This is a genomic window from Maribacter sp., assembly GCF_049667165.1.
GTDB lineage: Bacteria > Bacteroidota > Bacteroidia > Flavobacteriales > Flavobacteriaceae > Maribacter_A.
Genome location: NZ_JBATHS010000028.1, coordinates 23,553 through 36,599 on the forward strand (window position 1 = coordinate 23,553; position 13,047 = coordinate 36,599).

Genomic DNA, 13,047 nt, shown 5'->3' on the forward strand with positions numbered 1-13,047 from the left:
GATATTATACTGGTTTTAATTCTTTCAATTGGGATTGGGCCACCTCTATAAAGGCCAGGATGTTTTCTAGAGACGTATCACTTTCCACGGAATGGGAAGGGGAGAAAATATAGCCTCCTTTTCGGCCCATTTCCAAAAGCGCCAATGATTCCTTGGTTACATCTTCCTTGGTTCCAAAAGGCAAGGTCTTCTGCATGGACAAGCCTCCATGGAAACAAAGCTTACCTAGATATTCGGAGTGGATCTGATGTACATCCATCACCTCTGGTTGAAAAGGGTTAAAGCAGTTTAAACCTGCATCTATTAGGGATGGGAACAATTCATCGACGTCACCACAGGAATGGATCATCACATATTTGCCTGCATCCTTGACTCTTTTGTACATTCTTTTGATGTGGGGATATAAAAATTCATGCCAAAGATCGGCACCCATGATCAATCCGTGTTGTTGCCCCCAATCATCCCCAAAATAAACGGCGTCGATGTCATATTCCAGGGCTTTGTCCACTTGGGCAATATTGTAATCCGCAATTTTGCCCAGTAATTCGTGTACAAAATCGGGATACATGAAAAAGTCCATTAACAGATTTTCCATGCCCCGCATAGACCAGGCCCTTTCATAAAGCGAAAACCCTATTTGAAAGACCCTGAACAAATCAGGCTTTTTTTCGATTTCTGACTCAATATTCGCAAAGAAGCGAGGGTCATGGGGATTAGGGAATTGAATTCCTTCCAAAGTGGGATCTTTTATAATGTCCTCAATGGGCATTCCGATATCCTTATCTATAGATCGATCCCATACCACATTAAAAACGTCTTTAAAATGGTCTTTCTTTACTTCTTCAAAGAAGCCAATATCACTGCCTAGGTTTAGGATGTGATTTCCCAAGACGACATCGAGGTCATCTGTTTTGTAATACTCCTGAAGCATTTCCTTGGGTTCTTTGGTGAATTTAAAGGACCATGGAACATAGGGAGGTTTTTTATGTTCCAACACAGATTTGATGATTTCTCTTTTGGTCATGACAACACATTTTATATTGTCATTAAAAGTAAATCAATTAGCAGGCAATTTCTACGTTGATTTTAGCCAAATAATACCTTATTTTGACATGATATTTATCATATAATCAATATAAATGGCATAATAAATCATTTTTTTACTACTAGGTTTATGATGAAATCCTATTGTTTGGAATAATGAATATCTGACAAAGCTTTAATGGTATTTGCCGCCTGTTCCGCTGTGATGTCCCTTTGGGGGTTTGCGAACATCTCATAGCCTACCATAAACTTTTTAACGGTTGCCGACCGCAATAATGGTGGATAAAAAGACATGTGAAAATGCCACTCAGGATGTGCTTCTCCGTCTGTGGGTGCCTGATGGATTCCCGCGGAATACGGAAACGAAGTTTGAAAGACATTGTCCAGTCGTATGGTAGTTTTTCGCAGGATATCGGCAAATGCCTTTTTCCCTGCATCGGAAAGTTCACCGATATGGGCCATCTTTCTCTTTGGAACGATCATGGTTTCATAAGGCCACACCGCCCAATAGGGAATTAAGGATACAAAATGTTCGTTTTCTAGAATAATGCGTTCGTCCATTTCCATTTCCTGCTTCACATAATCTTCTAAAATACTTGCTTTGTGAGCTTTCCAGTAGGTCGATAACCGATCGCATTTCTTTTGAACTTCCTGGGGGATACTCCGTTGCGCCCATATTTGTCCATGGGGGTGCGGATTACTACAACCCATGACATCGCCCTTGTTCTCAAAAATCTGAACATGGTTTATTCCATCAATAGCGCCCAGTTCCTTATATTCCTGCTGCCATAATGAAATTACATCGGTGATTTCTTCTGTGGACATTAAAGGCAGCGTTAGGGAGTGATCTGGCGAAAAACAAACTACTTTACAGATACCGGATTCGGATTCGGCATAAAGCAAACCATTTTCATATTTATCTTCCTTTACATCCTTAAGGAGTGCTGAAAAATCATTCACAAATGAAAAAGGCTTTTTATAATCGGGATTTACCGCACCGCCCATTCTGCCATTGGTAGGACACAAATAGCAGTTTGGATCATACTTTGGCTTGGTTTCCAAAGCAGGTTTTTCGGTCTTGCCTTGCCATGGTCGTTTCGTTCTGTGGGGCGATACCAAGATCCATTCCCCTGTTAAAATATTAAACCTTCTATGCGGATTTTCGTTGAATTCAGTGCTCATATTATTTTTTTAGGATCGACGTTCCTTGGCTAGGGCTGGCTTCAAACCAAGTTAATTTAAGGTTATATGCTTTCTCATAGGCTTTTGATGCCGCAGCTACAAATTCTTCAATGGCATCTTCGTGTACTAAATTTATGGTACAACCACCAAATCCACCGCCCATCATCCGTGCCCCCAAGACCGCATCATTACCTTTTGTAAACGCTACCAGAAAATCCAATTCAGGACAACTTACCTCATACATTTTGCTCAATCCTTCATGGGTTTCATACAATAATTCGCCAACTCTCTTGAGATTATTGGCCTTAAGGGCCTCAACAGCCTCTAAAACCCTGGTTTTCTCCTGTATGACATAGGCACAACGATTGTAGACCGTTTCGTCGATGGTATCCTTTACCTCATTCAACATGTCCATATTGGCATTACGCAACGATTTTACTTCAGGATAGATCTTCTGAAGTGCGCTAACCCCTGTTTCACACTGGGCCCTTCTTTTGTTATATTCCCCGGACGCAAGATTGTGCGAAACATTGGTGTTCAAGAGTACGATCTTGTATGGTTTTATGTGTATAGGGATATAGGAATATTCCAGTGACTCACAATCCAATAGAATGACATGCCCCTTCTTGCTCATGACGGAGGCAAATTGGTCCATGATACCACATTTGGTGCCCGCATAGGTATGCTCAGCAGCTTGTGATAGCTTTACGATATCCATTTTGCTCAATCCCAAATCGAACATTTCATTTAAACCAAAAGCCAACCCGCATTCCAATGCGGCCGAAGAACTCACTCCAGAACCAATAGGCACATGACTTTCAAGTACGCAGTCAAAACCTCTGAGTTTATCTGTCCTTTTTGATATTTCATTCAAAACACCCAAAATGTAGTTTTCCCATTCAACCTTACTTATTTCAATGGTATCCAAAGACAATTCGAACCCGGTGTCATAACCCTTACTGTAGACATGGCAGATTTTATCCGATCCATTTTTTTGAAACTTGAACGTTATCTTCTTTTCTATGGCCGTAGGCAGTACATATCCCATATTATAATCGGTGTGTTCCCCGATTATATTTATTCTACCTGGGGATTCAACAGTAAGTTCTGGTTTGAAATTGTCTAAAAATCGCATATTTCTATATTATTTGTTTTTCATATTCCTGACCATGGCAACAGAGGCAACAGTTCTAAAGCCCAAGTGTTCCAATGAAGAATCCACACTTGTGGCCATTCTTGAGGAAACCCGATAACTTGCACAATAGGATGCATTGCACAAGAATGAGCCCCCTTTCATTATTTTTTCCTTGGCATAAGGTTCCCGAACATTATAGGGGGTAGCCGCTCCTTTGGGGTTTACCGATACTACATGCGCCATGGAAACCTCAAGGTAATGATCTGTTCTATACCAGTCATTGGTCCATTCCCAAACATTTCCTGCCATGTCATACAAGCCAAAATCATTGGGAGGGTAGGTTTTTACGGGGGCCCGCCGTTCAAAACCATCAACCTGTGTATTATTTACCGGAAATTCCCCTTCCCAACTATTCGCCATTTGTGACAATGCTGAAGCCTCATCACCCCAAAAATAGATATTTCCCTTCTTATTACCATGCGCTGCCCTTTCCCATTCTGCTTCAGTGGGCAATCGTTTGCCTGCCCATTCGCAATAGGCCAAGGCATCTTCGTATGCAATATGGACAACGGGATGGTTATCCTTGCCCTTTACGTTTGAATCTGGGCCATTAGGGTGTTTCCAATTGGCACCTATGGTCCAATCCCACCATTGTGAGAAATCATATAGATTGGGTACGGGGCTCTTGGTTTTTTTAAAGGTCAAAGATCCAGGTTGCAAGATAGAATCATGGGGTTTGGGAGTGCCTTCCGGGACTTGCTTCTTAAGTTCCTCCCAATCGATCTTTCTTTCGGCCACGGTAATGTATCCCGTTGCATCAACAAACCTTTTAAATTGGGCATTTGTTACCTCGGTAATATCCATAAAGAAACCATCAACTGCAGCCTTATGTGCAGGTTTTTCATGGGGCATGGCCATTTTATCCTCTGGGATGGCACCCTGCATGAATTCGCCTCCGGGAATCCAAACCATATCTTCCGGGGTGTTCAGGTCGACTGGTTTTTGAATGATCAATTTGGATAGGTCGGCAACTATAATGGTATCTGAAACTTCTTCGGAATTTTCTTTTTGTTCTAGGGTTGGTTTTTTATCGCCACATTGGATTAAGGTAAACACCGTTACTATTACAATGAAAATTTTGGATATTTGAAATGCATATTTCATTAAGTGAGTGAAGGGTGTTTAAACTTTGGATTGAAACGAATGCTTAAAAGAAAGGAATATAATTTAATCCGCCATGGGTTGCTCTGAATTTGTTGATTACCTCGAATGAATAAAAAATAAAGGTAGTAACACGGAAAAGGTATTTCTACCTTGATTTTAACCAACTTATACCTTATTTTGACATTTTATTTGTCATTTTTACAACAAAAGAGGTATAATAAATAAGGTTAAACCAAAAATAGTCTTGTCTTGAAAGCACAGTATGAAAAAATAACCGGGTCTGGGGAGAGTTCTTTCAATGCCTTCGTTTATGAAAATGAAAATTTTGATGCACCTTGGCATTTTCATGCTGAATATGAACTTACTTATATAGAAAAAGGGAAAGGGATACGATATGTTGGTAATAGCGTTGAAAAATTTGAAGAGGGAGACCTTGTACTTTTAGGTTCGAACTTACCGCATTGTTGGAAAAATTCTCCCCAGAACACTACTCAGGTCAAATCTTTGGTTTTTCAATGGGATGACCATCTTTTAGGTTCGGATTGGCTGTTAAGAAATGAATTCAAAACGATAAGGGCAGTATTGAACAAGGCTTCGGAGGGTATTAAATTCAATGAAAAGTACGCCCAAGGCATATCTGAAAAATTAAAGGAGATTATGGATTTCCCACCTTTTACAAAACTTATTGGTTTTCTACAATTATTGGAGGAGTTAAGTACTACCCATGAAATGGAAACGCTTACCACTTCTGGTTTTTTACCTAATTTGAATCGGATAACGAACAAAAGAATAGACAAGGTTTATGATTTTGTTCAAAACAATTACGATAAGAAGATCAAGCTTACCGATGTTTCCTCATTGGTTTCTATGGGTGATGAGGCTTTTTGTCGATTCTTCAAAAAGGCCTTTAACAAATCGTTTTTCACCTTTATAAATGAATATCGTATTAATCTGGCGTGCAAGATGTTAATCGAAACAAACATGCAGATCAGTCAAATTGCCTATTCCTGTGGGTATGAAAGTCTACCTTTCTTTTATAGACAGTTCAAAAAGTTCATGGGCTGTTCCCCTTTGGTCTATCAAAAAAAATATGTTCGGGCCTTTTCAAAATAGAAATGGTTTTCCATGGCCTTAAATGTAAATCATTATATAATTTTTTGGAATAACCATTTGTTGCACTTATTTATACGTGCGTAGTTTAGCTTTGGTCAAAAAAATCTGATTTTAGCGGGACATTTTAAAGAGAAGTCATGTCTATTAGAATTCATCAGCTCCTACTACTTGCCATCCTTACCTTTTTTTTATCTTGCAAATCGGATCAAAATAAGACAGAACCCGGTGTAGCGGTTACAGGTTCGGAATTGAAATTTGAACCCAACTGGGAGTCCATCAAAAAAAACTATAAAGATCCCGAATGGTTCAACAATGCCAAATTTGGGATTTTCATTCATTGGGGGGTTTATTCGGTCCCGGCATTTGGTTCTGAATGGTATCCACGCCAGATGTACATGGATACAGCCACCTTTACGGCCCAACTTGATTTGGAAAGTAAAGGCCCTAATGCCACTTTTCTTCATCATAAAGAAAAATGGGGCGATCAAAAAGAGTTTGGGTATAAGGATTTTGTTCCTATGTTCAAAGCTGAAAAGTTCAGTGCCAAGGAATGGATATCTCTGTTCAAAAAATCGGGCGCCAAATATGTGATCCCCGTTGCCGATCATCATGATGGCTTTGCTATGTATAAATCGAATACCACACGATGGAATGCGGTCAATATGGGACCCAAAAGAGATGTGCTGGGAGAACTTTTTAAAGAGGGTCGGGAACAAGGTCTGATCATGGGGGCTTCCTCTCATTATGCATTTAACTGGTCGTTCTACAACAAAAAGGAGCATTTCGATACTGTAGATCCTGAGTATGCCGATTTGTATTCTCCAAAAGGAAAGGATGTAACCGAGCCTGTATCCGAGGAATTTAAAAAGTTATGGTGGGACCGCACTGTAGATTTGATTGACAATTACCAACCCGATATACTTTGGTTTGATTTTTATTTGGATATTCCCGATTTCGCAGATGTTCGACCTAAAATTGCGGCTTACTATTATAATAAGGGAATCGAGTGGGGAAAAGAAGTGGTCATTAATGACAAGAATTTTGACCATGAGGCTTTTCCGGAAGGAACGGTAATTTATGACCTGGAACGTGGAAAACTTCCCGGAATTCGAAAATTGCCTTGGCAAACAGACACCTCAATAGGTAAAAATTCTTGGTCCCATGTAGCTAACTGGGAGTCAAAAACAACCAATAGTCTTATTGATGATTTAGTAGATATTGTTTCAAAAAACGGAAATCTATTACTAAACATAGGCCCCAAAGCCGATGGCACAATACCTGAAGATCAAAAGCAGATTTTAATGCAAATTGGCGATTGGTTGGCCTTGAATGGCGAAGCTATTTATGATACCAAATACTGGAAGACATATGGAGAAGGGCCAACAGAAGTCAAAAAAGGCCATCATTCAGAAGGACAAAACAAGGGTTTTACCGGACAGGACATCCGCTTTACCCAAAAAGGGGATAAATTATATGCAATTCTGTTAGAATGGCCAGATAATGGTTTGGTAAACATAAAGTCTTTATCGAGTATAAGTGAGTATGCAAAGGATTTGAAAATTAAAAATGTACATCTTTTGGGCGGTAAGGAAAACATAAAATTTACCCGATCAGAGAGTGGATTATCCATTGAGGATTTGGGGGAAAAGTCAGGGGATTTTGCCCATGTTTTTGAAATAACATTGGGTACGCCTTAAGATAGTGATGTGAGTTAGCTTTCAATAATTTAAGAGCGCACCGTAAGGGTGCGTTCTTTAAATATCAATTTTAATGTACAATGAAATATATTGTTTGTGAAAAGCCCGGTGAATTTATCCTAAAGGAGAAAGATGAACCAAAAAAAGTGCCTGGAGAAGCCATTTTGAAAATAAAAAAAGTAGGTATTTGTGGCACCGACTTACATGCCTATGCCGGCAATCAAGCCTTCTTTGAATATCCTAGGATCTTAGGTCATGAACTGGCCTCCGAGGTTTTGGAGATCGAGGAAAATGATAAGGGAATCAGGCCAGGGGACAACGTGGTTGTTATGCCCTATGTCAATTGCAATTCATGTATTGCCTGTAGAAACGGGAAGACGAATTGTTGTACGAAAATGAGGGTTTTGGGGGTACATACCGATGGTGGTATGCAAGAGAAGATATCGGTTCCGATCAGTCTTTTGATCCGCACTCCCGATTTGAACGATAATGCTATGGCTATAGTGGAACCCCTTGCCATCGGGGCCCATGCCATACGAAGGGCACAATTACAACCCGGTGAAACCATTGTTGTAGTAGGTTGTGGCCCTATAGGTATTGGTATCATGAAATTGGCTCAAATTGCAGGGGCAAAGGTCATCGCTTTGGATGTGAACCAAGGAAGGCTTCAGTATGCCAAGGAAAAAATCGGGGTTGATCATATCGTTTTGGGCGGGGAAGGTTCGGTAGATAAAGTGCGTCAGATTACCAATAATGACCTGGCCACGGCGGTCTTTGATGCGTCGGGCCATAAAGGGGCGTTGGAATTTGGGCATAACTATATGTCCCATGGGGGTCGATATGTTTTGGTTGGGCTCTCTAAAGGGGAAATTGTGTTTGCACACCCTGCCATCCATGCCAAGGAAACTACCTTGATGTGTAGCCGAAATGCCACTTTGGAGGATTTTGAACACGTCATTTCCGTTCTGAAGGATGGGAATTTCCCCATCGATTCCTTCATCACCCATACCGTCGATCTCGATGAGATGATCAGTAATTTTGATGGTTGGTTGGACCCAGCCAATGGTGTGATCAAAGCGATGGTCAATTTTTAAAATGAGTTCAATAATAAAGGTTCAATGATGAAAATATTTAAATTAGGAGTTTTGGTTTTATTGATTTTGGCAATTTCTTTTGCCTGTACCGAAAAACAAGAATCCAAAACAAAGACACCACCTACTATTGATCAGACACCCGAATTTAAGGAAGATTGGGCGTCTTTAGGCGAACACAATGAGTCTCCCGAATGGTTCAAGAATTCTAAATTGGGAATCTATTTCCATTGGGGTTTGTACTCCGTGCCCGCATTTAGCAATGAATGGTATCCTAGATGGATGCATTTTAAAGACAACAAGGTCTATAAGCACCATGTTGAAAAATATGGGGAACCCTCAGAATTCGGATATCATGATTTTGCGCCCATGTTCAAGGCAGAAAAATTCAATGCGGACGAATGGGCCCAACTTTTTAAGGATGCTGGGGCACAATTTGCCGGACCTGTAGCGGAACACCATGATGGTTATGCCATGTGGGATAGTGAAATCACGCCCTGGAATACGATGGATACCGGGCCAAAACGCGATATTACCGGGGAGCTCGAGAAAGCAATCAAAGGCAAGGGAATGAGATTCATCACGGCATTCCATCATGCCAAGAACCTTCAGCGAAGCACCGAACTTGGCAAGGAGGTACCCAATAGTCATTATCCCTATTTCGAAGGAATGCCCCCAAGTTCAAATGATCCTGATTTACAATTGATGTATGGGAATATGGAGCCCGAAAAATGGTATAAAGAGGTGTGGTTTGGCAAATTGAAAGAGGTGATAGACAACTACCATCCCGATATCATCTGGTTCGATTATGTGCTTGGTGATATCCCCGAGGAATATCGAAAAGAATTCGCGGCCTATTATCTCAATGAAGCTGCCCGTAAGGAACAAGAAGTTGTGATTGTACGAAAACAGCATGACCTTCCTTTGAATATGAGTATTGAGGATCTGGAACAAGCCCGAAAGAATAACATCGGAACAAAAACTTGGATGACCGATGCGACCATTAGTAATGGTAGTTGGTGCTATACCGAGGACTTAGGGGTGAAACCTGCCGTTGATGTACTTCATATGTTGATCGACATTGTAAGTAAGAATGGGGTACTACTTTTAAATGTCTCCCCCAAAGCCGATGGTACCATACCTGAAAATCAAAAAGAAGGAATTCTTAAAATGGGTTCCTGGCTCAAGAAATATGGAGAGGCCATATACGATACCGAGGCATGGTACACTTTTGGTGAAGGTCCTACCAAAGAACCAGAAGGACATTTCAAAAACCATAAGGCCTTCATGAAACTCAAATATTCGAATAAGGATATTCGCTATACTACCAAGGATTATTCAATTTATGCGATCGTCCTTGGGGCTGTTGAACCAGATAAGGAGTTGGTTTTGGAATCTTTTGCCAAAGAAAAAATACACGATGCCCCTACCATTGAAAGGGTAGCTTTTCTGGGTAGTGATGAAAAAATAGATTGGTCCTATGATGAAGAAAAAGGACTTAAGGTCAAAGCACCGTCATCACGTATTGATGAAATGGCCACTGTAATAAAAGTAGAAATATCCCAATAACGAAATGACAATCGATGCCCATCAACACTTTTGGCACTACAATCCTGTAAAACATAGCTGGATAGATAATGCAATGGCTGTGATTAGAAAGGATTTTTTGCCATCAGACTTAAAAAAGGTTTTTGAAGAAAATGATATTGACGGTTGCGTGGCCGTACAAGCGGATCAAACGCTACAGGAGACTTATTTTTTGTTGGATCTGGCCAAGTCGAATGACTTTATTAAAGGAATCGTAGGTTGGGTGGATTTGCGCGATAAAGGAATTGGTCCTGTTTTGGAAAAATATGGCGAACAAAAGAAAATAAAGGGATTTCGACATATTGTTCAAGGGGAAGCGGATCATAATTTTTTGTTACGACCTGATTTTATGAGGGGTATATCCCATTTGGAAAAGTATGGATACACCTATGATATCTTGATTTTCCCGCACCAATTGGGCGCTACCCTTGAATTCGTAAAGCGGTTTCCAAATCAGCGATTTGTTATAGACCATATGGGCAAACCTTATATTAAGGATGGTTTCTTTGATGGATGGGCCATTTTGATGAAAGAAATTGCCAAGCACGAAAATGTTTATTGTAAATTATCGGGCATGATTACTGAGGCCGATTTCAATTCATGGACCCCCGAGCAGATCATTCCGTATATGAATGTGGTTTTAGAGGTATTTGGCCCGGATAGGCTTATGTACGGCTCGGATTGGCCGGTATGTCTCGTAGCTGGGAATTATGCCCGTGTAAAGCAATTAGTAATTAATTTTATTACAGATCTAAGCACAACAGAACAGCAAAAGATTATGGGCGGCAATGCCATAAATTTTTATAATCTAAAGTAAAGCGCAATGGATTTAGGATTAAAGGGAAAAGTAGTCGTTATCTCTGGGGCAGCAGGTATTCAGGGGAGCATAGGGGAGACCATACTTCAAAATTTAGCGGAAGAAGGGGCGATACCGGCAGTAATCGATAGAAATGACCGTGGGTTTTCTTATGTGGAAAGTATCCAGAAAAAAGGAATTGATGCCCTCTTTTGTAAAACGGACGTCACAGACCCAAAGCAGATAGAAAAGGCAATGAATGCCATCATAGAAAAATATGGAAAAATAGATGTTGTCATCAATAATGTGGGGGTAAACGACGGGGTAGGACTGGATGCTACCTATGATGAATTCATGAATTCATTGAAATTGAACATGGTAAGTTACTTTTTAGTGGTGAAACATGCACTTCCTTTTTTAAAGAAATCAAAGGGAAATATTTTGAACATCGGTTCCAAAGTAGCTTTGACAGGACAAGGGAACACTTCAGGCTATGCCGCTTCGAAAGGTGGCGTACTGGGATTGACCAGAGAGTGGGCTGTTGACCTTATAAAATATGGGATAAGATCTAATGCCATTATTATTGCCGAAAGTTGGACACCAGCCTATGATAATTGGATCAAAACCCTTGAAGATGGCGAGGAAAAACTTAAATCTATCGTAAAGAAGATACCCTTGGAAAACCGTATGACAACACCACAGGAAATAGCGGATACGTGCTTATTTACGATTTCCGAAAGATCATCCCATACGACAGGTCAATTTATCTTTGTTGATGGGGGCTATGTCCATTTAGATCGTTCACTCTTAACGGAATAAGATAAACCTATCAGATATAAAACCCAATGGGTCTGCTCATCGAAATCAACTAAACAACCAAATGCATGAATATAACCAAGAAAATACCAGTTGTACCTAAGGAACTATTGGTTCCTTTTATTGCCGCTACTTCGATATTTGCGCTTTGGGGCTTTGCAAACGACCTTACCAACCCTATGGTCGCGGCATTTAAAAAAGTAATGGTGTTGTCTAATGAAGAAGCGTACAACGTGCAGTTCGCTTTTTACTTTGGATACGGGGTTATGGCCATTCCTGCAGCCTTGTTCATCCGTAAATTCAGTTACAAATCGGGACTATTGCTCGGTTTGGCATTATACGCTATTGGGGCCATGCTTTTTTATCCGGCAGCCGAGAATGGCTCTTATACTTATTTCTTGATTTCCCTATTTGTGATTACCTGTGGATTAGGCTTTTTGGAAACAACCTCCAATCCTTTGATCCTCTCGATGGGAAGTCCGAAAACGGCAACACGACGATTGAATCTAGCCCAATCATTTAATCCGATTGGTTCATTGACCGGAATGTTGATCGCGAAATTTGTAGTGCTCGACAGATTGCTTTCCGTGGATTATGCGGATAGTAGTGCCATTGTGGCCCTTGGGGCAGAAAAGGCGGCCGAGATCAAAGTACATGACCTTGGGGTCATAAGTTTTCCATATATCGCTGTTGGCCTTTTTGTGGCATTGGTATTCTTTGTCATCTGGAAAACAAGGATTCCTGCCATGGTCATGGGGGATCATTTATCGATAAAAGAATCCCTCAATAGAATATTTAAAAGCAAAACCTATGTATTGGGGGTCATTACCCAAATGTTCTATGTTGGGGCACAAATCATGTGTTGGACGGCCATTTTTCAATTGGTCGAATACTTGAACCAATCGAGTAGTTTGGGTATCGAGGCAACCTGGTGGAATATTACCGCAATGGTTTCCTTCGTAATTACTAGGTTTATAGGTACCGCACTGATGCAGAAGATCAATCCAGCTAAAATGTTGGCAATTTTCGGCGTCGCTGCAGCAGCAATGTGTGCTGGGGTAATTGTAACATCGGGACTTACAAGTTTAGTGTTCTTGGTCTTGGTCTCCGTATTCATGTCCATTATGTTCCCTACGATTTATGGCCTAGCACTTAAGGATATGGGAGAGGAAGCAAAATTGGCTTCTTCCGGGCTTATCATGGCCATTGTGGGAGGCGCCTTTTTACCTAAGACCCAAGCCTTGATCATGGATTATGGCGATAGGGTTGATGGAAAAGAAGTTTTTGGCGATATCGTCACCGCCGGTATCCCCGAAATTCATTTTTCATTTATTCTCCCGATGATCTGTTTGATTGTTGTAGCGCTTTATGGTATGTACGCATTTAAAGTCACTAAACCCGTCATCCATTAAAAACATAAAA

General features: G+C 40.7%; 11 protein-coding genes. 7 read left to right on the top strand and 4 right to left on the bottom strand.

The window, feature by feature from the left end:
• Window positions 1–4 precede the first annotated feature (4 nt).
• The 4 genes from WBM98_RS01255 to WBM98_RS01270 form a co-directional block, all read right to left on the bottom strand.
• The gene (locus tag WBM98_RS01255; protein WP_424364200.1) at window positions 5–1,024 is read right to left on the bottom strand and encodes a uroporphyrinogen decarboxylase family protein; all 1,020 of its coding nucleotides are present in this window, start codon (window positions 1,022–1,024) and stop codon (window positions 5–7) included.
• 161 nt (window positions 1,025–1,185) lie between these two features.
• Entirely contained in the window at window positions 1,186–2,226 is a 1,041-nt protein-coding gene (locus WBM98_RS01260) for a UDP-glucose--hexose-1-phosphate uridylyltransferase (RefSeq protein WP_424364201.1), read from the bottom strand.
• Between the two features lies 1 nt (window position 2,227).
• Complete coding sequence (gene galK, locus WBM98_RS01265) at window positions 2,228–3,361, bottom strand: galactokinase (RefSeq protein WP_424364202.1); 1,134 nt, start codon at window positions 3,359–3,361, stop codon at window positions 2,228–2,230.
• Between the two features lie 9 nt (window positions 3,362–3,370).
• Complete coding sequence (locus tag WBM98_RS01270; RefSeq protein WP_424364203.1) at window positions 3,371–4,525, bottom strand: formylglycine-generating enzyme family protein; 1,155 nt, start codon at window positions 4,523–4,525, stop codon at window positions 3,371–3,373.
• A 249-nt stretch (window positions 4,526–4,774) separates the two neighbouring features.
• Here WBM98_RS01270 and WBM98_RS01275 point away from each other — a divergent pair, with 249 nt between their 5' ends.
• The 7 genes from WBM98_RS01275 (at window position 4,775) to fucP (ending at window position 13,037) form a co-directional block, all read left to right on the top strand.
• The gene (locus tag WBM98_RS01275; protein ID WP_424364204.1) at window positions 4,775–5,638 is read left to right on the top strand and encodes an AraC family transcriptional regulator; all 864 of its coding nucleotides are present in this window, start codon (window positions 4,775–4,777) and stop codon (window positions 5,636–5,638) included.
• A 137-nt stretch (window positions 5,639–5,775) separates the two neighbouring features.
• Window positions 5,776–7,335, top strand: a complete 1,560-nt coding sequence (locus WBM98_RS01280) for an alpha-L-fucosidase (RefSeq protein ID WP_424364205.1) — start codon at window positions 5,776–5,778, stop codon at window positions 7,333–7,335.
• An 80-nt stretch (window positions 7,336–7,415) separates the two neighbouring features.
• Window positions 7,416–8,429, top strand: a complete 1,014-nt coding sequence (locus tag WBM98_RS01285; protein ID WP_424364206.1) for a zinc-binding alcohol dehydrogenase family protein — start codon at window positions 7,416–7,418, stop codon at window positions 8,427–8,429.
• Window positions 8,430–8,453: 24 nt separating this feature from the next.
• Window positions 8,454–9,995, top strand: coding sequence for an alpha-L-fucosidase (locus WBM98_RS01290; protein ID WP_424364207.1), 1,542 nt, complete (start codon window positions 8,454–8,456; stop codon window positions 9,993–9,995).
• Between the two features lie 4 nt (window positions 9,996–9,999).
• Complete coding sequence (locus WBM98_RS01295; protein WP_424364208.1) at window positions 10,000–10,830, top strand: amidohydrolase family protein; 831 nt, start codon at window positions 10,000–10,002, stop codon at window positions 10,828–10,830.
• A gap of 6 nt (window positions 10,831–10,836) precedes the next feature.
• On the top strand, window positions 10,837–11,628 hold the full coding sequence (locus tag WBM98_RS01300) for an SDR family oxidoreductase (protein ID WP_424364209.1): 792 nt from the start codon (window positions 10,837–10,839) through the stop codon (window positions 11,626–11,628).
• A gap of 65 nt (window positions 11,629–11,693) precedes the next feature.
• Window positions 11,694–13,037, top strand: a complete 1,344-nt coding sequence (gene fucP / locus WBM98_RS01305) for an L-fucose:H+ symporter permease (protein WP_424364210.1) — start codon at window positions 11,694–11,696, stop codon at window positions 13,035–13,037.
• Window positions 13,038–13,047 lie beyond the last annotated feature (10 nt).